19 protein-coding genes and 1 tRNA gene are annotated in these 23203 nt (G+C 60.8%); 7 read left to right on the plus strand and 13 right to left on the minus strand.

All coding sequences use genetic code 11. From position 1 onward, the window contains the following. Positions 1-60: 60 nt before the first annotated feature. Both ACP_RS17605 and ACP_RS02830 read right to left on the minus strand, forming a co-directional pair. Positions 61-836 (minus strand): IS5 family transposase gene (locus ACP_RS17605; RefSeq protein WP_085947570.1). Its coding sequence is split into 2 segments (ribosomal slippage): positions 61-482 and positions 482-836, totalling 777 coding nucleotides; the frame shifts between segments, so codons are not numbered across the junction. 527 nt (positions 837-1363) lie between these two features. Further along, positions 1364-1440, minus strand: a tRNA-Arg gene (locus ACP_RS02830). A gap of 70 nt (positions 1441-1510) precedes the next feature. On the opposite strand from ACP_RS02830, the gene ACP_RS02835 reads away from it, so the two are divergent. Beyond that, entirely contained in the window at positions 1511-1900 is a 390-nt protein-coding gene (locus tag ACP_RS02835) for a VOC family protein (protein WP_015895772.1), read from the plus strand. 6 nt (positions 1901-1906) lie between these two features. After that, on the plus strand, positions 1907-2905 hold the full coding sequence (locus ACP_RS02840; protein ID WP_015895773.1) for a zinc-dependent alcohol dehydrogenase family protein: 999 nt from the start codon (positions 1907-1909) through the stop codon (positions 2903-2905). On the opposite strand, the gene ACP_RS02845 is transcribed toward ACP_RS02840, so the two are convergent. From ACP_RS02845 to ACP_RS02870, 6 genes are all read right to left on the minus strand, one after another. Next, entirely contained in the window at positions 2902-3570 is a 669-nt protein-coding gene (locus ACP_RS02845; protein WP_015895774.1) for an O-methyltransferase, read from the minus strand. The two genes, ACP_RS02840 and ACP_RS02845, sit on opposite strands and share 4 nt — an antisense overlap. Positions 3571-3604: 34 nt before the next feature. After that, entirely contained in the window at positions 3605-4153 is a 549-nt protein-coding gene (locus ACP_RS02850) for a DUF1572 domain-containing protein (protein WP_015895775.1), read from the minus strand. Positions 4154-4170: 17 nt separating this feature from the next. Next, positions 4171-6291: a glycine--tRNA ligase subunit beta gene (gene glyS, locus ACP_RS02855; protein ID WP_015895776.1), complete on the minus strand. Its 2121-nt coding sequence runs from the start codon at positions 6289-6291 to the stop codon at positions 4171-4173. A 29-nt stretch (positions 6292-6320) separates the two neighbouring features. Further along, positions 6321-7358: a glycine--tRNA ligase subunit alpha gene (locus tag ACP_RS02860; RefSeq protein WP_015895777.1), complete on the minus strand. Its 1038-nt coding sequence runs from the start codon at positions 7356-7358 to the stop codon at positions 6321-6323. 83 nt (positions 7359-7441) lie between these two features. Further along, entirely contained in the window at positions 7442-8209 is a 768-nt protein-coding gene (gene recO, locus ACP_RS02865) for a DNA repair protein RecO (RefSeq protein WP_041839226.1), read from the minus strand. 30 nt (positions 8210-8239) lie between these two features. Next, positions 8240-8521 (minus strand): hypothetical protein, encoded by a 282-nt coding sequence (locus tag ACP_RS02870; RefSeq protein ID WP_041839227.1) that lies wholly within the window; start codon positions 8519-8521, stop codon positions 8240-8242. A gap of 292 nt (positions 8522-8813) precedes the next feature. Between ACP_RS02870 and ACP_RS02875 the strand changes: the two genes are divergently transcribed. Further along, a complete protein-coding gene (locus ACP_RS02875) occupies positions 8814-10244 on the plus strand; it encodes a glutamine synthetase family protein (protein WP_015895780.1) in 1431 nt (476 codons plus the stop codon). A 69-nt stretch (positions 10245-10313) separates the two neighbouring features. Here the strand turns inward: ACP_RS02875 and ACP_RS02880 are convergent, their stop codons facing one another. From ACP_RS02880 to ACP_RS02890, 3 genes are read right to left on the minus strand one after another with little or no spacing between them, the layout of a single operon-like run. Continuing rightward, a complete protein-coding gene (locus ACP_RS02880; RefSeq protein WP_015895781.1) occupies positions 10314-10652 on the minus strand; it encodes a hypothetical protein in 339 nt (112 codons plus the stop codon). Positions 10653-10678: 26 nt separating this feature from the next. Next, the gene (locus ACP_RS02885; protein ID WP_015895782.1) at positions 10679-11101 is read right to left on the minus strand and encodes a PIN domain-containing protein; all 423 of its coding nucleotides are present in this window, start codon (positions 11099-11101) and stop codon (positions 10679-10681) included. Then, positions 11091-11309 carry a hypothetical protein gene (locus tag ACP_RS02890; protein ID WP_015895783.1) on the minus strand — a complete coding sequence of 73 codons (219 nt, stop codon included), beginning with the start codon at positions 11307-11309 and terminating at the stop codon, positions 11091-11093. Before ACP_RS02890 ends, ACP_RS02885 begins: the two co-directional genes overlap by 11 nt. A gap of 183 nt (positions 11310-11492) precedes the next feature. Between ACP_RS02890 and ACP_RS02895 the strand changes: the two genes are divergently transcribed. Next, on the plus strand, positions 11493-12287 hold the full coding sequence (locus ACP_RS02895; RefSeq protein ID WP_041839228.1) for a hypothetical protein: 795 nt from the start codon (positions 11493-11495) through the stop codon (positions 12285-12287). Between the two features lie 1145 nt (positions 12288-13432). Here ACP_RS02895 and ACP_RS02900 read toward each other — a convergent pair. Both ACP_RS02900 and ACP_RS02905 read right to left on the minus strand, forming a co-directional pair. Next, entirely contained in the window at positions 13433-13693 is a 261-nt protein-coding gene (locus tag ACP_RS02900; protein WP_015895785.1) for a hypothetical protein, read from the minus strand. A 45-nt stretch (positions 13694-13738) separates the two neighbouring features. Then, positions 13739-14770 carry a ThiF family adenylyltransferase gene (locus ACP_RS02905; RefSeq protein ID WP_015895786.1) on the minus strand — a complete coding sequence of 344 codons (1032 nt, stop codon included), beginning with the start codon at positions 14768-14770 and terminating at the stop codon, positions 13739-13741. Positions 14771-14919: 149 nt separating this feature from the next. Here ACP_RS02905 and ACP_RS02910 point away from each other — a divergent pair, with 149 nt between their 5' ends. From ACP_RS02910 to ACP_RS02920, 3 genes are read left to right on the plus strand one after another with little or no spacing between them, the layout of a single operon-like run. Further along, positions 14920-18183, plus strand: coding sequence for a POTRA domain-containing protein (locus ACP_RS02910; RefSeq protein ID WP_169305901.1), 3264 nt, complete (start codon positions 14920-14922; stop codon positions 18181-18183). Further along, the gene (locus ACP_RS02915; RefSeq protein WP_052294656.1) at positions 18183-18971 is read left to right on the plus strand and encodes a hypothetical protein; all 789 of its coding nucleotides are present in this window, start codon (positions 18183-18185) and stop codon (positions 18969-18971) included. Before ACP_RS02910 ends, ACP_RS02915 begins: the two co-directional genes overlap by 1 nt. After that, on the plus strand, positions 18968-23134 hold the full coding sequence (locus ACP_RS02920; RefSeq protein ID WP_015895789.1) for a translocation/assembly module TamB: 4167 nt from the start codon (positions 18968-18970) through the stop codon (positions 23132-23134). The genes ACP_RS02915 and ACP_RS02920 overlap by 4 nt, the downstream gene beginning before the upstream one ends. Positions 23135-23203 lie beyond the last annotated feature (69 nt).

Raw genomic sequence — 23203 nt, forward strand, 5'->3', positions numbered from 1 at the left:
CCTAGCTTTTCGCCCCAAATACAGTCCTTGACTGCGCATACCCTGGTCCTAGAAGCGGTCTCATAAATATCTGAGCATCATGTGGAGGCATGCGAGTTGAGCCATTCCGAGGTAATTTTCGATGTGGTACTCCCATCGGTTTACGAGCCTTCGGAAGTTGTGCATCCATGCGAAGAGCCTTTCGACCTTCCATCGCTTCCTGTAGCGGCGCAAGGGGCGGCCATCCTGTGTTTTGGAGCGGTTGCGACGGTTCGGTGCAATCATTTCGATTCCATAGTCTTCGGCCAGTTTTCTGTCCAGTCCGTCCGAGTCATAGGCCTTGTCGCCGATCAACCTGGCGGGAAGTTCGTCGAGGAAGCTGGCGGCAAGGGCATCTTCGACGAGATGGCACTCTGCCGGCGAAGCGCTTTCCACAGTAACGGCGAGTGGAAGACTGTTATCAGCGGCGATAGCGACGATCTTCGTGCCCTTCCCGCGGCGGGTCGGGCCGATGGCGAAGCCCCTTTTTTGGCGCTCGCGAAGGTTGCATCCACGAACGCTTCCTCCAGGTTGAGCTTGCCCTGCTCGTGCAGCAATCGCGCCAGCAGCCTCAGCGCTTCCACCAGCTTGCCATCGCGGATCCACTGCTGGAAACGGCGGTGGCAGGTTTGGTATGGCGGATACTTCTCCGGCAACTCACGCCACTGCGCCCCGGTTCCCAAGACCCACAACACACCATTCAGCACGGCCCGCGTGTCGTGCCAGGGACGGCCCCGCCGCACACCTGCCGAAGCAGGCCGCAACACCGGCTCTACCAACAACCACTGTTCTTCGGTTAACTCCCAGCGTCCTGCCATCCAAGCCGCGCGGAGACATCAGAGCAATTCCAGAATGCAACAAATCTCAACCCAAGGGAATTATGAGACTGATTCTAGTCTGTGAGTATGTTAATAAGCCAACCAAATTACACATTTTCTAGCAATGCTATCAGCCACTTTGGATGCACTCTTCTACAAGGCTCTCTCGTGGGCGACTTCATTTTTTTCGAATAAGAGAGCGCTAGTACAGAATCCCGGAGTTCAGGGAACACGGCGTGAAGCTACCCGCCTGAACCCTGGAAAGCAGCATAACGGAGATAAGGTGAGAGTTTTAACTGCTCTCTTCTCAGCAAGGAAAAGTCGCGCCATCACTGTACTACATTCCGGCCCAAGCAATGAAGTTGAATTGTGACTTGAAAATATCCGAGGCCGGTTCCCCTTCATGCATGAACTAAGTTAAACCTGCATGTAGACAGGGTCAAAATGGGGAAGCCGTTCTGCCTCCGCAGCCTTCTCCCCATACTCTTTCGACGCATCCGTGGTGTTACCCGATTTGACTGCTGTGCTGGTGACCCTGGGAAGATTCGAACTTCCGACCTGCGGTTTAGGAAACCGTTGCTCTATCCACCTGAGCTACAGGGCCACACCAGAAGTTTACACTGCATGCTCGGTCGGCAGGCGGCTATACTGCGAGCGCAGGCGCGAGGTGCCGCATGCTTTCCTCCAGCAGACTGACCGCGTTTCTTACTGTTCCTGATGCCGCTCTGGCGCGCAATTTTTATCGCGACACTCTCGGGCTGACGCTCACGCACGAAGACCGTTTTGCGCTGGCTTTCGACGCGAATGGCACGCCTCTGCGCGTGGCCATCTTCCCTGATTTCAAGCCGCAGCCTTTTACGGTGTTGGGCTGGCAGGTGCCAGACGCCGTGGTCATGTCACGGCAAATGCAAAGCGCCGGGATTGCCTTTGAACGCTTCGATGGGCTCGCGCAAGATGAGCACGGACTTTGGAATGCGCCGGGCGGCAGCCGGGTGGGCTGGTTTCGCGATCCCTTTGGAAATCTGCTCTCGATTCACGACGCTGCAGCCGCAATGGCCATCTAAACGATCATGCGCGCAGCCGTTTTGCATCAGCCTGGTCCCGTTGACAGCCGTCCTCTATGTCTCGAAGATGTTCCCATCCCCGAACCGGGCCCGGAGGAAGTACTGCTCCGCGTGGAGGCTTGCGGCGTCTGCCGCACCGACCTGCACATTGCCTCCGGCGACCTGAAGCCGCAGCGAGAGGCGATCATTCCCGGCCATCAGATTGTGGGCCGCGTGGAGCGACTGGGCAAGGGCGCGAATCACCTCAAGACGAAGGCGCGAGTGGGTGTCTCCTGGATGGGCGGCGTGGACGGTGATTGCCTGCTCTGCCGCAAGGGCGCGGAAAATCTCTGCGATCATCCGGTCTTCACCGGCTACTCGGTGCATGGCGGCTATGCGGAGTATGCGGTGGCGCGGGCCAGCTTCTGCTATCCCCTGCCCGAGGATCGTTCCGCCGTTTCGCTTGCGCCGCTGTTGTGCGCGGGCATCATCGGGTTTCGCAGCCTGCGTGTGGCCGAGGTCCAGCCGGGCGACCGGGTCGGGCTGTTTGGATTCGGCGCCTCCGCGCATCTTGCGATCGAGGTGCTGCACCACTGGGGTTGCGAGGTGTATGTGGCCACGCGCGGCGCGGAGCATCAGCAACTCGCGCGCGATCTGGGCGCCATGTGGGTAGGCGATGCGACAGCGAAGCCGCCCGAGTTGCTCGACAGTGCGGTGACCTTCGCGCCCGTGGGCGAGGTGGTCATCTCGGCGCTGGGCGCACTGCGCAAGGGCGGCATTGTGGCGATCAATGCGATTCATCTGGATCGCATTCCGGAGTTCGATTACGACTCGCTTTTGTGGGGCGAGCGCCAGTTGCGCAGCGTGGCCAATATGACCCGCCAGGATGCGAAGGATTTTCTGGCGCTTGCGCTGGAAATCGGCATTCAACCGAAGACGCGCATCTTTTCGCTCGAACAGGCCAACGAAGCGCTCGCCGCCGTGGAGCACGATGAGATCAATGGCGCGGCCGTGCTGGTGCCTTAGCTGTTCACGCGAATCAACGTGAAGCCGTCATAGCCTTTGCTGCCCACGGTCTGCTGCGTGGTGGCGGTGACGCGCGGCTCGACGGCGACGGCCTCAAAGAAGCGGCGAATGCCCTGCACGTGCTTGTCCCGGGTGCGGGCATCGATCACTTCCCCGTCGCGAATCACGTTATCCACCACAATCACCGTGCCCGGTCGCGAGAGGCGCAGCGCCCAATCAAAATAGGGCGCGCAGTTTTGCTTATCCGCATCGATGAAGACGAAATCAAATGGACCAAGCCCCTCGGCTTCCAGCGCGGGCAAGGTTTCAAGGGCAGGCCCGAGACGCTGGTCTACGCGGTCAGAGAGCCCTGCATATTCAATATTGACGAGCGCAACTTCAAAGTGCAGGGGCGAAAACTCCAGGGTGACCAGCCTGCCATCGGCGGGCAGCGCCCGGGCCATGCAGATGGTGCTGTAGCCGCCGAGGGTGCCAATCTCCAGAATGCGCTTTGCGCCTACCATGCACGCGAGCAAGTACAACAATCTGCCCTGGCTGGGCGAGACCGCGATGGAGGGCAGCCCGGCATCTTCGCTGGCATCGCGCGCGGCATCGAGCACGGGGTCAGACGGAATCAGGAGACCATCGACGTACTCTTCGACAGCGGTCCAAAGCTTTTCAGACATGGCAAGGCTCCTGCAGATATAGGATGCGCCGCAGCTAACGCTGACTGATTTCGCCTGCCTGCACGCGCTGTGTATATTCCGCCGACTGGTTGCGCGGCACCGACAGAGCCTTCCACTGATCGCCCGCGAAGTATTTCGCGAGCAGCACAATCTGGCCGACGTGGTACGGATAATGCGCCAACTGGCGATTGATGGCCTGCAACACCGAGTGGGCCTCGCCGCGAATGGTGATCTGGCGGCTCAGGTCGTCCTCATGCAGCGGCTCAAGCGCGGCAAACATGCAGGCCCAGCCTTCTTCCCACTGCGCCATGAGCGCCGCGCGCGTGGCCGGGGGATCGACGAATTCGCTGTCGCGATTGCGGTTCGGCTTCTCGCCGTCACTGGTGAGAAAGTCCACCCAGCGCGAGCGCATGTTGCCCACCATGTGCTTCACGATGATGGCGATGGAGTTCGACTCCTCACCGAGCGCAATGAAGAGATGCTCGTCGGCTACCTGCTCCATGGCGCGCTCGGCGTTGCGCTTGTAGAAGCGCAACAGGGGGAGTGTGTCTTCAAGGTACGAGGTCGTGAACACGAGGGCCATGGTGCGCTCCTGTTGGGTTAGCTTGCGACAATCTCAGAGAAGTCGGCGATGGAAGAGAAACTGCGCAGCACATATTGGATGAGTGCCAGACGATTGTGACGCAGTAAGTCGTCCTCAACCATGACCATGACCTTGTCAAAGAAGAGATCAACCTGCGGGCGCAGCGTGGCGATCTGTTCAAGCGCCGCGCGATAGTCATTCTTCGCGCGCAGTTCTTCGACCACAGGTGCCAGCTTCGCGGCGGCCTCGTGCAACTGCTTCTCAGCCGGCTCGGGCAACAAGGCTGCATCCACATCTGCAGATAAGGAGTCCTCCGCCACACCTGCTTTTTCCGCTGCCTGGCGCAGAATGTTTTTGCTGCGCTTGAAGGCAGCGGCAATGGCGGCGAAATCCTCTGAGCCGCGCACGGCGCTCAGGGCTTCGGCACGGGCGATGGTATCGACGACATCATGCGCTCCCGCGGCGAGCACCGCATTCACCACGTCATAGCGGTAGCCGAGCACCTCGCGCATATAAAACTCCAGACGCTCCTTCAGGAAGGCCATAACTTTTTCGCGGCTCGCGGCGGCGTTCTCCACCTTGGATGATTCCTCCGCCGCGTTCAGGAGACGGTCGAGCGTGACGGGCAACTTCCCTTCCGCGAGAATCTTCACGACGGCGTTGGCGGCGCGGCGCAAAGCGAAAGGGTCTTTGGAGCCGGTCGGTTCAAGCCCGATGGCAAACATCTCCACGATGGTGCCGATGCGGTCGGCGAGGCCGAGCAGTTGCCCTTCGAGCGTGGGCGGAATGGGATCGTCCATGGAAGCCGGGGAGTACTGCCAGTAGATGGCCTGTGCCACCGCCTCGCCTTCGCCCTGCGCGCGCGCATAGAGGCCGCCGACAATGCCCTGCAACTCGGTGAACTCTTTCACCAACTCGGTCGTCAGATCGGTTTTCGCGAGTTCCACAGCGCGCAGCAGCGCAGCCTCGTCCACCGAGGTGCCGGCGTGGCGCACCTGCGCGGAGAGCTTCACCGCAATCTCGCGGGTGGTGTGCGTCTTCTGGTGGTAGCTGCCCAGTTCCTTATGGAAGGTGACGGACTGGAGCATCTCCAGGCGATTGGCAAGCGAGATCTTCTGATCGACGGTCCAGAAGAAGCGCGCGTCGTTGAAGCGGGCGCGCAACACACGCTCATTGCCATGGCGAATGATGGCCGCCGCCTGATCCGACGGCTCGGTGTTGAGCGCGGTCAGGAAGTGCGGCGCGAGCTTGCCGGCCGCATCTTCGACGGCGAAGTACTTCTGGTGGTCGCGCATCACCGTGACCAGCACCTCTTCGGGCAGTGCCAGAAACTCGGTTTCAAAGCTGCCCAAGAGCACGGAGGGCCATTCGGTCAGGTGCGTGACGGCGTCCACCAACGCCTCGTCTTCACGCCAGCGGGCACCGGGAACGGTGCGCGTGACATGGTCGAGCGCCTTGCGAATCCTGTGCCGCCGCGCCTCTACGTCGGCCTGCACTTTAGCGGCCTCAAGGGTAGCGGCATACTCCATGGGCGCGGGGATAGCGACGGGCGCATCGCCATGTAAAATGCGATGGCCATACGTCACATTCGCGGCGGTGACGCCCGCAAACTCCACCGGGATAACCTGCTCGCCGAGCAGCGCGACCATCCACTGCACAGGGCGCACAAAGCGCTCGGGCTTGCCCGCTCGCCAGTACATGTTCTTGGGCCAGTAGATCGCCGCGATCTCTTTCGGCAGGGCTTCGAGCAAAATCTCGTTCGCCGCGCGGCCCTTGCGCACGCTGCTGGCCCCGACGTACTCGCCTTTGGGCGTGGTGACTTTCTGCAACGCCGCGACTTCGACGCCTGCCTTCTTTGCAAAGGCCTGCGCGGCAGGGGTGGGCTGGCCATCCTTGAAGGCGATGCTCCAGGCCGGGCCGGTCAACTGCTCTTCGCGGTCGGCCTGCGCGGCCTTGACGCCAGTGACCAGCACGGCCAGGCGGCGAGGCGTGGAGTAGCGGGTGACCGCGTGGCCCTCAGCCAGCAAATCTTCGCGCTGCAACAGCTCTGCAACGCGGCGCGCCAGCTCGCTCTCGGCGGCGGCAATCATGCGCGCGGGAATCTCTTCCAGTCCGATCTCAAATAAAAACTCTGCCATTTGCTCTCTTCTTTTTTGCTCGAAATCGTTTATGCGGAGAGGCCCACACTCTGCTGCCGGTATGCCTTGGCCACGCCCACCACCATGTTGCGAATGCGGGCCATGACGGCCACGCGTTCGGTGACGGAGATAGCGCCGCGCGCATCCAGCAGGTTGAAGAGGTGCGAACACTTCAGGCACAGCTCGTACGCGCCCAGCACCGGAAAGCGCCGCAGCGACTGCACCACGTCTTCACTGGCCGGCACGCCCGCGCCGTCATGCACCACACGCTCGTGAATCTTCTCGTGACGCTCGGCCTTCTTTTCGGCTTTGGGCGAAAAGCTCTCGTGAAAGTTCGCGAGCAGCGCCTGGCACTCGGCCTCGTAGAGGCGCAGGTGCTCCCACAGCTTGCCGATGTCGGCGGCTTCAAAGTTGTAGACCGAGAGCTGCAGTTCCTCCTGCAGACGAATCTCGCCGTAGGTCACTTCCCTGCCGTTGCGCGGGTCACGCGCCCACACGATGTCATAAATGGAGTCCACATCCTGCAGAAAGGCGCAGAGGCGTTCGAGGCCATAGGTGATTTCGCCCGAGATGGGGTCAAGATCCATGCCGCCGCACTGCTGAAAGTAGGTGAACTGCGTGATCTCGAGGCCATCAAGCATCACCTGCCAGCCGACGCCCCAGGCGCCCCCTACGGGCCACTCCCAGTTGTCCTCTTCAAACTTGATGTCGTGCTCGCGCAGGTCAATGCCGATGGCTTCGAGGGACTTCAGGTACAGGTCCTGAATGTCGGCCGGTGGCGGCTTCAGAATGACCTGCAACTGCGTGTGCTTGTAGAGGCGGTTCGGGTTTTCTCCGTAGCGCCCGTCGGCGGGCCGCCGCGAGGGCTGCGCATAGGCAATGTTGATGGGCTCGGGGCCCAGCACGCGCAAAAAGGTATCGGGCGACATGGTGCCCGCGCCCACTTCTACGTCATAGGGCTGCTGCAGCACGCATCCGCGCTCGGCCCAGTAGCTTTGCAGGCGGAAAAGCACCTCTTGAAAGGTCAGAGGCTTCGATTGGGAGTGATTCTTAGGGGCAGAGGCCACGCGGGTTCCGTCTCTCCATCGACTGGGATATAGATTGATTCTGATTTTACAGAGTTCGCGCCGAAGTGCCGGGCCGGGCGGCATCAGCCTCCTAACCGGCGCAGGGCATCGGCGGAGTGCAGACGGCGTTCGAGGTGGCGTTCGAGCGTGATGAGTGCGAAGCGGCGCAGGTCCGCGGCGCGAGCCGGGGGCCACGGGGGCAGTTCCGCCGTAGGCGCAAAGGCGGCGACCGGCTTGCGGAAGAACTGCTGCGCGAGCGCGAGACTCTCGGCGGAAAGGATGCGCGCACCGGGGCGGCGGTGGGTCTCGCAGAGCAGGCCGTCTACCTCGGAGTGGAAGAAGGCGGCGCGCCCGGTCAGCGGCTCATCGCAGACGGCGCAGTGAGTCAGGTCGGGCAGCCAGCCGAGCAGGCGGGGCATCCAGAGGGCGAAGTAGGTCACCGGCATCCAGATGGCCCCCTGCCGGGTATGGGCCAGCACGGAGAGGACGAGGCGGAAGATGACCTCCTGCGGGTCATGATCGGGCAGGGCCTCTTCGAGCACCTCGGTGTAAAAGGCCAGGGCGGCAGCGCGGGCGTAGTCCATGGGGTCAGAGAGCGGCGAGGTGACGATCTCGCAGGCGTCGAGGCGCACCAGTTCCTGCCGGGGCTTCTCTACATAGCTGGCGAGCACGTGCGTCATGGGTTCAAGGGCGCCCCCGAAGCGGCGGCGCGACTTGGCGCCGGACTTGGCGATGCCCTTGATCTTGCCGGCTTCGCGCGTGAAGAGCGACACGACCAGATCGGCCTCATGCAGGGGCCAGGACTTGAGAACGATCGACTCGATGCGGTGCGCGGGCACAATCCCGAGCATAGAAGAAATGCGGGACGGGCGAATACAGGGTTATGCGGAGCGAACGATGCTCAGGCGGCCCGGCAACTTTGGCACAGGGCGCGAGCCGGCCTGCTCTGACGTGGCCAGCAAGGCGTAGAGCTTGGCTTCCAGATGCGAGAGCAGCTCTCGGACCATCTGCGCCTCGGGCGATTGCAGGGTGGCATTCTCAATTGAGGTCTGCTCCAGCAGGCAGATGAGCAGGGTCATCTCCTCCTGACAGAGATTGAGCGTCAGATCGGCTGCTGCGCCGCATTCGACTGGCGTCCATGGTCGCGTAAAAGGGTGCGTCATCCAGATTCCTTGCGGCGGCGAAAGTAAAGCCTGCTGAGAGGTTAAGCGGGAAAAACGCGGCGAACAACGTCCCGAAAGTTGTAGGAAGTGGGCCGCCGGTAATAGCTCGAACGGGGCAGGCGGCCCGGCCGGGAGCCTTTGCCGGGAAAATCCATTTTCCTGCCCCACGGCGAGGAGGTTTCGCGTTACTCTGTTGCCAGATCGTCTTCCACCCTTCACTCCACATTCATATTGGCCCGGCGGATTTACAGGGTGGGGAGACGTGCATTCAAGACTGAACTCGAGGAGATGCATGTCCACTGAACTCCGTAGTTTCCTGGCCCTGCCCTATGAAGAACTGGAAGAGCTGAACCTGAAGGCCAAGCAAGAGCGCAAAAACCGGGTCGCCGCCGACAAGATTCAGGAAGAACGGCTGAAGTTTCTGACCGACAACAAAGGCATCAAGGCTGTGACGTTGCTTTTCAGCGATCTGGAAGGCCGTCTGCACATGCTCGACTACGACAAGAAGTTTCTTGTGAAGAGCTTTGACAACCTGACCTTTGACGGCTCCTCGATTCGCGGCTTTACGGCACAGCGCGAGAGCGATCTGCGCCTGGCCATTGACTGGAGCGCCTTCTACCTTGGGCCGGCGGACATTTTTGGGCCCGGCAAGGTGCTGGTCTTTGGCGAAGTGATCGATAAGAACGGCACCGCCTACTCGGGCGACATGCGCGGCGTGCTGAAGTCGCTGGCCAACGAGATGCACGAGAAGGAAGGCTACACGCTCAATGCCGCCAATGAGATTGAGGGCTTCCTGTTTGCCGGCGTGGATGCGGAGCGGAAGTTCCCCGAGACGGGCCGCTTCGACTACGTGAATACGGGCGGCTACTACCACTCGCTGCCGGGCGATCCGCTGCGGAGCTTTATCGACACCACGGCCGAAGTGCTGCGCGCGATGGGCTTTGAGAATGAGAAGGACCACCCCGAGGTGGCTCCCTCGCAGTTTGAGATCAACTACGGCTACGGCGAAGTGGTTGCGGCGGCTGACCAGATTCAGCTCTACAAGCTCATCTGCCGCCAGGTGGCGACGGGCATGGGCCTGACGGCCTCGTTCCTGCCGAAGCCGGTGGTGGGTGTGAACGGCAGCGGCATGCACACGAATATCTCCATCAGCAAGGGCGGCAAGAACCTCTTCTGGGATCCGAAGGGCGAAGAGAAGCTGTCGGGCTTTGCGTGGGAGTTTGTGGATCGCGTGCTGACGCATGGCAACGACATCTGCCTGCTGCTGAACTCGAGCGTGAACTCGTACCGCCGCCTCGACCCGCACTTTGAAGCTCCGAACCAGATCAAGGCTTCGGCAGTGGATCGCGGCTCGATGGTGCGCATTCCGATCGGCAATGAGAAGAGCTCGCGCGTCGAGGTTCGCTCGGTTGCCCCGGACTCGAACCCCTACCTGGTGCTGTACTCGATCTTCAAGTCTGGCCTGCACGGCGAGACCGCCAAGATTGCCAACCTGCGCCAGGCGGAGCGCTACCTGCCGGACAACATCTACACGGCGCTCGAAAACTTCCGCAACGCGGAGTGGACCACCAAGCTGCTGGGCGCGGATGTGAAGGCCCGCTACGGCGACCTGAAGCAGGCCTCGGCCGACCGCTGCGCGCGCCTGCTCGGCACCTATGTGAAGGCCGCCGAGGTCCAGTTCCACCACGAGATCTACAACCAGTTCCTCTGGAACCAGTTCTAAGTCTCAAAGCCATTGACACACAGGGAAAAGCCCCGGAGGATTCCGGGGCTTTTGCTTTGCCGGTTGGCGCTACGATACGGAAGCGGCGCGGAAGTAGCTGCGGGCATCGGCGCGGAAGAGCAGCCAGGTGATGAGAACAAAGATGCAGAAGTGAATGACGAGCTTATGCCAGTCTCCATAGCTGATGGCGACATGGAAGGCCATCCAGGCAATAGCCAGCCAGCGCGCCCAGTTGCGGCCCTGCAAGAGGAAGGCTCCGGCAACGATCGCGAGGGCTTCGGTGAGCTCGATCCAGATGAAATCAAGCTGGTGGAAGTTATGAAAGTGGTAGACGAAACCGATGCAGCCCACCAGCAGATAGAGGCAGGCTACGACGAGAACCGATAGGGGGCGCTTCGGGGTGGTCATGACTTGCTCCCGTGATACACGCTCTATTAGCGAAAAGGGTTTTGCACCTTCAAGCCGCCAAACTTCTGGCCGTGCTGGAGGTCTTCACTATAGAGCAAATCGCACTGCGCTTCGATGGCTGCCGAGACGATCAGAGAATCAAACCACGAAAGCTTGTGCCGGGCATGAAGATGCAGCGCCTCAGAGTAAAGCGCGGGAGACGAATGCACGGCCAGCAGAGGGCGCAAAGTGATGGCAAGAAACTGCTCGGCTTCCTCGACGGTCATCTTTTGCGTGAAGTTGCGCAGTGCGACGTTGAAGAACTCCTGCACGACCTGATAACTGATGACACCCAGACCTGAGCGCAAGGCATCGCGAATGAGCTGCTGGGCCTTCTTTGCCTTTGCGGGAGCGGATTGGTCGAAGGCGTAGACAAAGATATTGGTGTCGAGGAAATATCTACCGGGCATTCATTTCGTCCCGGGTGTAACGCCGGCCCGCGTTCACATGCTGCAGGCGCTTCATGAGCGCATCAAAGTCTTTGCCGCTGCCCGATTGCACGGTGTACTGCTCCAACCACTCACGAAACACACTGTTGAGGGTCTTGTGCTGCGCCTGAGCAATCTGCCGTGCCTGCTCGATGAGGTGCTCGTCCGCGCTGAGGGTTATGTTCTTCATACGTATTTAGGGTACACGAGATTCGTGCACCTAAAGAGTGGTTTGGTCGCCGGAATCTCGATCAACGCCGGAATTTTGATACATCTCCTAAGGTGAATCTGACCTCTTACTGGTGAACGTGCCCTGTCGGCACGGACCACATCACGGCGCAGGCGCGCCGGGGACCAGGCAGGACAATTCTCTTTGATCACGATTCGATTTCGAGCAGCGCGGCTGCGGCAGGCGCTCGTGTGGGCCACCCTCCTTTCCAGTTCCCTTGCCTGCCATGGCGCTTCGCGCCGGGCCTCTGACCTGCCCAACGCGCCGGTGCCGCAGGCGGCGTGGATGGCAGCGAACCCTGCGCAAACTCCGCCGCCGCCCCCTCGCAAGGTGTGGGTAGCGGGCCCGTGGTCACAGTGGTCGCAGTACGTGAGCCCGGGCGAACAGGCGCCCGTACTGACACGGCGGGAGAAGGCGAACTTCTGGCTGCACCAGGAGTTTCGTCCGCTGGCGGCGCTGCCCGCACTGATCTCCGGCTTCTATGGAGTGGGCACCAATGCCGATCCGAAGTATGGCACCAATGCAGAAGCGTTTGGCAAGCGGCTGGGCGCGGCGGCGATTCGCGAAGCCAGCATGCGCTTCTTTGTGGCCTCGGCGATGCCGCTGGTGACCGGCGAGGATCCACGCTACTACCGCGCGGCGACGGGCAGCATCTGGCATCGCGGATTGCATGCCGCCGGAGCGACCTTTGTGACCCACACAGATGAGGGGCGACGGACGGTGAACACCTCAGACCTGTTGGGACACGCCCTGGCCTGCGCGCTGCTGCCTGCCTATTATCCCGCGCGGAGTGCCAACGGGCGGGTGGTGGCAGAGAGCTGGGTGACCTCGATTGGTGGCGACATGCTGAACAACCTCTTCATGGAGTTCTGGCCGAGCGTGCGGCACCGCATGCATGTGCGTCACGAGCGGAAAGAGATGGAGCGGGAACAAAAGTAACGTTTGCGTGGCCGGGATGTGGAAAAATGCTGTTCTGGAAATGTGAATGCAGAATCGCATTTTGCGGTTTTTCTCGATTTTGGAGCTTTTCAGGATGAGGCTCGGCTCGTTTCGCGATGCAGGCTCGCGAATAGTAGCCTTATTTTCAATTACATAGAAGAGCCTGGAACGATTGATGCAAATGTGAATATGGAATCACATTTGCAGGGATTTCCGCATCTGCGCGGGAGACGAGTTGCACGGGGCTCGGCAGCCGGAACAGGGGCGGCTATTATGCCTTTATTTTCTATAGCTTGCATGGCATTCCTTTTGATCTGCACCGGACCGGAAGGATGTGAATCGTTTGTCACATTTAGAGATTGTGGTGATGGGTGGAAGCACTTGCCTCAGGCGCCGCGGAACAGGACACCGCGCCATGTCTATATTTTTCATACATTTACAAGAACTTTACGGAAGAACGTCCTGCCATCCCGATAAATGTGAATGAGGAATCACATTTTCAGAAAGAAGAGTGTATTTTCGGGGTATTTCTGAAGGGCTCTATTTTCAAAGTAGCAGATTTGGGGGGAATTTCCGGCAGCTTTGGAGGGCCGGCCGCCTTCAGGCGTCTTCGTGGGTCAAGTTTGGATTGGCATGGTGGGAGGAACTCCCGGATGCAGTGGGTCGTTCTGGCATCGCCGGGATTCTTCCCACCCCACGAACGAGGACCGTTCTCGTGGGGGCCCCGGTTCGCTACCCCCAGAATGACGCGTCGTGGGTGGAGAATTCCCTCAGGGGCTAAAGCCCGGAATCTTTAGCAGGGTCAGATGTACGGGCTGAAGCCCGTACCCTTCATGGGGCGGGCATGGTGGGAGGAACTCCCGGATGCAGTGGGTCGTTCTGGCATCGCCGGGATTCTTCACCGCTGCGCGGTTCAGAATGACGCATTTAGTTCCGAGGAAGGAGATCTCACATCTGGTTGAGATGTGGGGCACCGGCTTGTGAAGGCCGTAATTCCCGGGTCCGAACGGACGGACCCGGGGCACCCCGGTTTCGAGTTCGGCTCCCCGAGCTGAATGGACCTACCGAAAAGCAGTTTTCCCTCAGGGGCTGAAGCCCGTACCCTTCATGGGATTGAGGTGGACCAGAGCAGCCCGGTTTCGGCGTCAGGGCATAGGGGCAGGAGGCTGGGGGATGCTGGGCGGGGTGGCGGGGCGGATGTTCCACTCAGAGAATGCCACCACATAAAGGATGACGATGTTGGCGATCGGCACCAGAACGAGGAGCGAGAGCCACGGGGAGAAGCCGGCCTTCGTGAAGATCTTCCAGTAGGGGATGATCGTGATGACGACTGACACCAGCACGATCAGCATCACCATCAGGAAGATGAAAAAACTCGCGCCCGCGGAGAGATGGTTGGGGTACATGGCCAGACAGCATAGCAGAGGCCGCCCGGCTGCCGGTAGCGAAAATCAGGAGCCGATGAAGCGAGCGTAGAGACTGCGGGCGAGGCCGACGTCGGTGGTTCCCTGGATGATGGCGCGGCCATCCTGAAAAACGGTGAGGGTGTGCTCGCCCCGCTGGAAGCGAAGGAGCATGCTGTTGCTGCGGACGTCTCCGTGAGGGCGAAGGCGGGCGGCCAGCTCGGCGAAGTCGACGGGGCGGGCGTGCTCGTGGATCTGGACGGAGTTGCGGCCGCAGAGGGTGATGTGGGGGCGGCCCTCGCCGCGCAGGTGGCGGAAGTCTCGCGCGCCGCAGACCTGACAACCGGGATGGGGGCGGGCGGTTTTGACTTCGGACCACTCGTTGGTCCACTGGTCGATGGAAAGCAGGCTGCGGCGCATGCGTTCGGGCTGGCCGGTGAGGAACTTGAGCGCCTCGGCAACCTCGATGGAAGCAGCCATGTTGACGGCGGTGTTGAGGATGCCGGCGGTGTCGCAGGTTTCGACGGTGCCGCCGGGAGCCTCAGGAAAGATGCAGGCAAGGCAGGCGGTCTGGCCGGGCAGAATGTTCATGGTGACGGCGTAGGCACCGACGGCGGCGGCGTAGATCCAGGGCTTGTGCTGCTCGATGGCGTAGTCGTTGAGCAGGTAGCGGGTCTCAAAATTGTCAGTCGCGTCGAGGACGAGTTGGGCGTCGCCGAGCAGCGCGTGGATGTTGCCGGGGGCGAGGTCGGCGACATGGGATTGGACTTGGATCTGGCTATTGAAGAGCGCAATTTTGCGGCGTGCGGCCTCGGCTTTGGGCAGGGCTTCGCGGGCGTCGGCCTCATCAAAGAGAACCTGGCGCTGGAGATTGCTTTCTTCGACGAAATCGCGGTCAATCAGGGTGAGGCGGCCGACGCCGGCGCGGGCCAGCAGGCTGGCGGCGGCGGCTCCGGTGGCTCCAACGCCAACGAGCGCGACATGGGACTCGCCGATGCGCTGCTGGCCGTGGGGGCCAATACCGGCAAAAAGGACCTGACGGGAATAACGCTCGGCAGCCGTGGAAGGAGAAGTAGGCATCGATATTTAGTATAGGGATTGAGCGGAAAACCGCCTGGGCGGAAACGGAGAGGACGGGTGCATCTTTCGCCGCATCAGAGTCTTTGAACGCATTTACACTTTCGGCTGAGGATGGCTTGGATTTTTGTAAAACACTGATGGCCCACGGCATGCGCACACGACTGGCGAGAATGACGTTGGTTGTGCTGGCTTGCGCGCTGCCGGGCGTGGGACAGACCACGCCGCCGGCTCCGGCCCAGACGGCGCATACTCAAACTGCCCAGCCGCAACCCGAGGCTGCGAAGCGGCCGACCGCGTCGCCTGGGCCGCCCGGAGCGGCGGCGAGCCCTGCCGTGGCGAAGATCTCCGACGCAGAAGTGCAGCCGGTTCCGGCCGGAACGACGCCCAAGCTGGCGCATTGGGCGGGGCTGGAAGTGACGGCCATTGAATTCAAAGGGGTGAACCCCAAACGGCTGGCTCCCCTGCCCTCGCAACTGCCGCAGCAGGCGCATACGAAGCTGAATCCGCTGCAGGTGCAGGCCAGTTTGCGGCGGCTGTTTGCCACGGGACTCTACAAAGACATTGTGGTGGAGGGCGTGCGGCACGGAAACCAGGTGACGCTGATTTTCTCTGGCGAGCCGACGACCTTTCTGGGCCGCGTGACGGTACACGGCATCAAGAACACGACGCTCCATAACCGGATTGCTTATGCGCCGGGGCTGATTCCGGGCACACCTTTTGATGATGCGAAGCTGAGCGACGCGGCAGGCGACTTGAAGCAGGCGCTTCAGCAGAATGGCTTCTATGAGGGAAAGGTTTTTGAGCGCACGACGCCGCCGGACGCCAACGCACTGACGGATGTTGACTTTTATATCGAACTGCGCAAACGGGCTCGCGTGGGCGATGTGAAAGTGGACGGCGACAGCGGCATGTCACTGAAGAGCTTTAGACACAAAGCAAAGCTGCACACCGGGAAAAAAGTTACGCGTGATACCGTGAGCCGCGCCCTGAGCGGGGTGCGGAAACACTACCAGAAGACGGGCCATCTGGAAGCGGAATTGAAGCTGGAGTCAAAGAAGTATGTTCCGCCGGTCAATCATCTGAATTACAAATTTCTGGCGAATCAGAAGGCCGTGGTCAAGATCAAAGTCGATGGCGTGAGCCTGAGCGACGGGAAGATCAGGAACCTGGTGCCGGTGTATCAGGAAGGCGACGTTGACGAGGATCTGCTGAATGAGGGCAGCAAGCGGATTCACGACTATTACCAGCGGCAGGGGTACTTCAACGTAAAAGTAACTCACACGCGTACGATTGGGCAGCAACTCACCACGATTGTGTATCACGTGAAGCTGGGGACGAGAAGCGAGGTGGCCAGCGTCACGATCAGCGGCAACCACTACTTCAGCAATGAAGTTCTGGAGCCGCGGCTGGGCGTGCATGTGAAGAGCCTGTTTGAGCGGCATGGCATTTACAGCGAAGCGCTCACCGAGGCCGATGCGCAGACCATCGAAGCGCTGTACCAGATGAACGGGTTCACGGATGTAAACGTGACTCCGCAAACCAGGGTGACCTATCGCGAGGTGCATCACAAAAAGATCGGGCTGCTGCACGTGAACTACAAGGTGGAAGAAGGCAAGCAGCACACCTTTGGGAATATCAGCATCGCCGGAAACCAGAAGATCTCTCTCAAGACCCTGGAGCCGCTGCTGGCGACGCATTCGCATCAGCCGTATAACCCGAACGAAGTGGTGAATGATCGCGATGCTCTGCTGACGTATTACCTGGCCCATGGCTTTGACCATGCGCAGGTGCGGGTGCAGCAGACACCGGATGGGACGCATCCGCATGAGATGGATGTGGCGCTCGATATCAGCGAGGGCAGCCAGACATTTGTGCGGCAGGTGCTGGTGACGGGACTGCACTATACGAAGCGGTCCACGGTGCAGCCGGAGATTCTGGTGAAGGCCGGGCAGCCGCTGGACCAGACGGCGCTGCGGAATACGGAACGGAATCTCTATAACCTGACACTGTTCAATGAAGTGCATACGGCGGTGGAGAATCCGCAGGGCGATGAGCCGGAGAAGAATGTGATGATCCAGTTCAGCGAGGCGAAGCGCTGGAATGTCACTTACGGATTTGGTCTGCAGGCGCAGACGGGAACGCCGAGCACCAGTTGCCCGAGCCCGGCGACGCTGATTCAGCTTGGGCTGAACCCCAACACCTATAACAGCGGCGGATGCAGTCCGAACGGCAAATTTGGCGTGAGTCCGGTGGTGGAGTTTGATGTTTCGCGCATCAATCTGTTCGGCACGGATCAGTCGGTTTCCCTGCAGACGAAGTACGGCACGCTGGAACAGATTTTTGAACTGTCGTATAACCATCCGCATCTGTTTGGCCACTCGGGATGGTCGTATTCGTTTGGCGGCGGCTACAGCAACGCGCAGGATGTGGTGACGTACACGGCGTCGCGGCTGGAGGGCAACTTCAGAGTGACGCAGAATATGGACCGCGCGAATACGATGATTTACCAGTTCACTTACCGGCGCGTGAAGGTGGATGCGAACAGTGTGCAGGTGGCGCCGAATCTGATTCCGCTGCTGTCAGAGCCGGTGCGCGTGGGCGGCCCGGAGTTTACGTGGCTGCATGACACGCGGCGTCCGGAACCGCTGAATGCGCAGCATGGCTGGTACAACAGCGTGCAGGAGTTCATGAGCGACAACGTGTTTGCGTCGCAGGCAAACTTCAACCGGTTTGAGTGGACCAACTCCAGCTACTACACCTTTGGAGCCAAGAAGTACACGATTGCGCGCAACACGGTGTTTGGCTTTGAGCGTGCGTTTGGGCAGGGCCAGTATGAACAGATTCCGCTGCCGGAGCGGCTGTATGCGGGCGGCGCGCAATCGCTGCGCGGGTTTGGGCTGAACCAGGCCGGGCCGCGCGATTCGCTGACCGGATTTCCGATCGGGGGCGCAGGATTGTTTGTGAATCAGACGGAGCTGCGGCTGCCTCCGCCGCATTTGCCCTATGTGGGGACGTCGCTGAGTTTTGTGCTCTTTCATGACATGGGCAACGTCTTTAACAACTCGTCGGACATCTGGCCGAGCTTTTTCAGAGTGCGCCAGCCGGACAGCCAGAATTGCCGCGACGACAGTCTTGCCGATCAGGAGAAGGTGACACGGCACTCGAGCACGAATCCGACAGGCACTTGCAGCTTCAATGATTTTTCGCACGCGGTGGGCGTGGGCGTGCGGTATCACACGCCAATTGGGCCGTTGCGTCTGGACTTCAGCTACAACCTGAATCCTCCGATCTATCCGATCGAGTACACGTACTCGACGTGCACGGGAGCGAATGGAAGCCCGACGAATATCTGCCCCAGCGTGGGACAGGCTCCGCACTTCAATGTGTTCTTCAGCATCGGGCAGGCGTTTTGATGAAGACTCTGGGAGCCGTGTGCCTGTTGGCGATGTTATGGCCTGCGACGATGCGGGCACAGACAGCTGCGCCTGAGCCGGCGAAGCAGGCAACGCAGGCAGCAGCCGATCAAGGAAGCAACGCCGCTGCGAGTGGGAGCCCTGTGGTGCTGGACCGGGTGATCGCGATTGTGAATGGCCAGGTGCTGTTGCAGAGTGATGTGGATGAGGAGCGGCGCTTGTCCGCGCTGGAGCCGTTGCGGAATTCCGCAGGACCAGAAAGTATTGACCAGGCCGCGCGGCATCTGATTTTGCGCACGCTGGTACTGGAACAGATGAAGGAGCAGGACCAGCCGACCACCGTGTCACAGAAGTGGACGCAGCGAGGCCTGACGGAATTACGCGGCACGATGACGAGGTGTGCTCCTTATAGCTGCACAAGCCAGGAGGGCTGGGCTCTTTTTTTGAAGAAGCACGGCCTCACCGAGGGCGAGGCGGAGGCGCGCTGGAGCCAGCGGATGGCGATTGAGCGCTTCATCGATCTGCGCTTTCGCGCGGGCATTCACATTACCCGGGAACAGATTGATACGTATTACGAGAAGACGCTGACGCCGGCGATGGCAAAGCGGGGGCAGCATCCTCCGCCGCTCGACGAGGTGAAGGGGCGCATTCACCAACTGCTGCTGGAGCAGCATGTAAATTCGATGATTGGTGACTGGCTGAAGAGCCTGAAGGCCGAAGGCAGCGTGCAGATTCTTGTGCCGGCTTATGGCCAGAGCACACCCGAAGCGGGAGACAGCCAGGAATGAGCACGACGCCTCCCGTACCGGAATCCTCGATGTCGCCGCGCAGGCACCCGCTGAAACTGCGCGGATGGCGGCTGGCCGCTGCCATTGGAGCGGGAGTGGTGCTGCTGCTGCTCATCGCGGTGAGCGCGGTGCTGTGGTATGCGACGACTCCGCAATTTGAGCAGCGCGTGCGGACGGTGGTGATTTCGCAATTGGAGCGCACGACCGGCGGCCGCGTGGAGCTGGGCGCTTTTCACTGGCAACTGGCGAAGATGGGATTTGTGGCCGAGAATTTGACGATTCACGGCAAAGAGGGACCGGGGCAACTGCCGTTTTTGCATGTCGATGAACTGGTGGTGCATCTGAAGGTGATCGATCTGCTGGGAGCCAAGATCGGGCTGAGCTACCTGGGTGCGCAGCGGCCGGTTTTTCACCTGATTGTGTATCCGGATGGAAGCACGAATGCGCCATCGCCCAAGGTGAAGCAGAAGAGCAAGACTTCGGCTGTGGATGAGGTCTTCAGCCTGGCGATTGACCAGACGCAATTGAACGATGGCCTGCTGCTGATCAATGAGAAGAAGATTCCCTTCAGCCTGGACGCGCGGCATGTAGGCGCGGATGTGTTGTTTGACCGGAGGCGGCATGACTATGCCGGCAAGATCAAGGCCAGCGACATTGTGCTGCAGCGGGGCACGGCGAACCCTGTGCATTCAAAGCTGATGCTCGAAGTGAATGCATGGCGGAAGCATATTCAGATCAAGAATCTGGTCTTTACAAGCGGCGACTCTCACCTGCAGATCACCGGCACGGTTACGAATTATGCGCACCCGCATCTGGCGGTGACGGCCGATGGGCAGATTGATCTGCGGGTGCTGGAACCGCTGACCGGCACGCGAGGCATTCGGAAGGGCGTGCTGCGCCTGAAGGCGCAAGGCAATGGCGACGCGCAGAACTTTGCGCTGTTGGGGCATTTGCAGCTTCTGGACTTTAACTATCACAACACAAACGTGCATACCGAAGGACTGAGCGCGGAGACGCAACTGCTGGTGACGCAGGATGAAATTGCGGCGACCGGATTTCATGCGCGCCTTGCGAGCGGCGGGCACTTTGAAGGCGACCTGCGGATTCGCGACTGGATGCGGCACACGCCGAGCGGCGCCGCGCCCGAGCCACCCGAAGAAGGCAAGGTCAACCTGCAGGTCACGCGGCTTCCGTTGAGCGGCCTGCTGGGCGCCTTTGCACCGGCGCGCTATCAGGACCTCGGCTTCAACACGGCCTTCACGGGCAGTGCGGATGCGCACTGGAGCGGTTCGGCGCGAAGGCTGGAGGCGACCACGGACCTGCAACTGAATCCGGTGCCGAATGGGATCAAAGGCGATATTCCGGTCTCGGGTGCGGTGGTGGGCACGTATTCGCTGGCGGCGGGCACGGCCGATCTGAAGAACCTGACGCTGAAAACTCCGGCCTCGCAGGCGCATGCTTCGGGATCGCTCGGGATCAATCCCGGGATGCACGGATCGCTGCTGACGGCGAGCGTGACGACCAGCAATCTGGCGGAGTTTGACAAGGTGCTGGCGGCGTTTGATGTCTCCTCTGGCCGCAACCGGCCGGCGGCGCTGGTTCCGGTGGACATTCACGGCAGCGCGTCGTTTCATGGCACGGTGACGGGGACGGCGAGCGCGCCGGATGTGCGCGGGCACGTGGAAGCGAACCACGTCGAACTGGTGCTGAGCCACCCGGCCGAGCAGAAGACGCAACTGAAGCCTGTGAGCGAGCAGAGCGCGGCCCCGAATACGAGCGCAGGCAACACGGCCGCGCCCGCGACGATCATGATCGACACCGTGAAAGCGGACGCGGAGTACACTCCGCAGCGGCTGACGCTGCAGCAGGCAACGGTGACGAGCGGCCAGGCGGTGGTACACCTGTCTGGCAAGCTGCAGGCCAGTAAAGGACGCGGCGGCACGTACACGTTTGACCGTGCGTCGGCCATTCAGGCGCAGGCAACGCTGGAGCATGCCACGTTGCAGAAGTTGCTGCCGATGGCCGGCGTGACGCTGCCGGCAACCGGTACGGTGCAGGCGCAGGTGCATCTGGGTGGTTCGCTGGCCGACTGGAGCGGACATGGAACGCTGCAGGTGCAAGGCGGAGAGATCGAGGGTGAACCGTATCACAGCCTGCGTAGCGACCTGCTCTTTGTGGGGCAATCGGTGCAGGCGCAGCATCTGGTGTTTTTGCAGGATGGCGGCATCATCCATGGCTCGGGCAGCTATAACATCACGAGCAAGCAGTTTGAGTTCACGGCACAGGGCGAGAACTTTAATCTCTCGCATATTCGCAAACTGCAGACGCCGCGCTATCCGCTGGGCGGCATTCTCAGCTTTCAGGCGCAGGGCAGCGGAACGATGCAGCATCCGGTGCTGAATGCCAATCTGCACCTGACGCACCTGAACCTGGCACAGGACGCCACCGGCTTTGTAGACGCAAAGGCCCACACCGAAGGCGGACAATTGCTGCTGGACGCGACGGCGCATCTGAACCAGTCCGTGCTGGAGTTGACGGCGCAGACGCAATTGCAGGGAGAAAACCAGACGCAGGCGAAGCTGACGGTGAGCAAGCTGGATTTGAATCCGCTGGCGCAGACCTTTCACGTGAGCGGCATTGCGACTCGGACGCCGCTCGATGCGTCGGCCACCATGAGCGGGCCGCTGCGCGATGCGAAGAAGATGAACGGCGAGATCACCATTCAGCCGGTGGCGTTGACCGTTGAAAAAGCCGATGTGAAGACGGCCGCGCCCATTCATGCAAAGCTCGAGAGCGGCGTGCTGACTCTTGATCCGCTGAAGGTGGAAGGGCCGAATGTGAAGCTGCAGGCGCAGGGGTCGGTCGGCCTATTTGACCGGCGGCATCCGATTCATCTGCGCACGCAGGGCGACATTGACATGAAGGTGGCCGAGGCCTTCAGCGACGACCTGACCTCGTCAGGCAATGTGAGCTTTCAGGTGGATGCGAGCGGGACCACGAAGCATCCGAATCTGAACGGCGAAGCGAAGATCAGCAATGTGAATCTGTCGCTGGAGAACTACATCAACGGGCTGAGCCGGATGAATGGCACGCTGGTGTTTAACGAGGGCCGCGTCGATTTGAAAGACGTGACGGCTTACAGCGGCGGCGGGCTGATTCAACTGACGGGTTCCGCGACGTATGCCTCAGGGCTGTATGCCGATGTGACGGCGACGGCGAAAGATGTGCGCATCCGTTATCCCGAAGGAATTACGTCGATGGTGGACGCGAAGCTGCGGCTGCAGGGCACGACGCAAAGCATGCTGCTGAGCGGCAATGCGCAACTGACGCGCTTTGTGGTGAGCCCCAGCATCGACCTGGCGGGACTGGCCGGAAGCTCGAACAGCGTTTCCCTGCCCCCGAATCCGAACTCATTCTCGAACCGCATCCGGATGGACATTCATATTACGTCCGCACCGTCGATGGACTTCCAGAACTCGTATGCGAAGCTGGCGGGCACGGTGAATCTGCGTGTGCGCGGCACGGTGGCCGAGCCCTCAGTGCTGGGACAGGTGACGGTGACCGAAGGACAGGCGACGTTTGCCGGGACCACGTATCAGTTGCAGCGCGGCGTGATCTATTTCACGAATCCGATTCGAATTGAACCGACCATCGACATGGACGCGACGGCCCAGGTGGAGAACTACAGCATCACGGTGGGATTGCATGGAACGCCGAATCATCTGACGCCGGTGTTTCGCTCGTCGCCGCCGCTCTCAGAGCAGGACATCTTCTCACTGCTGGCGCTGGGGCGCACGCAGGAGGAGCAGCAAATTTATTCGCAGCAACAGGCGCAGGCCGGGGTGAACTCGACGGCGGATGCCCTGCTGGGCGGCGCCATCAACGCGACGGTGAGCAGCCGCATTCAGAAGCTGTTTGGCGGCGGCAGCGTGAAGATTGATCCGACCTATGTGAGCACGACGGGCAATGCCACGGCACGCCTGACGGTGGAGCAGCAAATCTCAAAGAATGTGACGCTGACGTATGCGACGAATGTGAACTCGACGGCGGAGCAACTGATTCAGGGGCAGTGGAACATTACGCCGAACCTGTCAATTCTGGCGGTGCGCGATGAGTCGGGCGTCTTCAGCCTGATCTTTACGCTGCGCAAGCAATACAAATAGAGAGCCTTGCAGACCGGCAGCTTTTGACGCCGCGCAAGCAAGCCATTGCCAAGGCATGGTCTGACAGGC

The sequence above is a fragment of the Acidobacterium capsulatum ATCC 51196 genome (genome assembly GCF_000022565.1).
Lineage (GTDB): Bacteria > Acidobacteriota > Terriglobia > Terriglobales > Acidobacteriaceae > Acidobacterium > Acidobacterium capsulatum.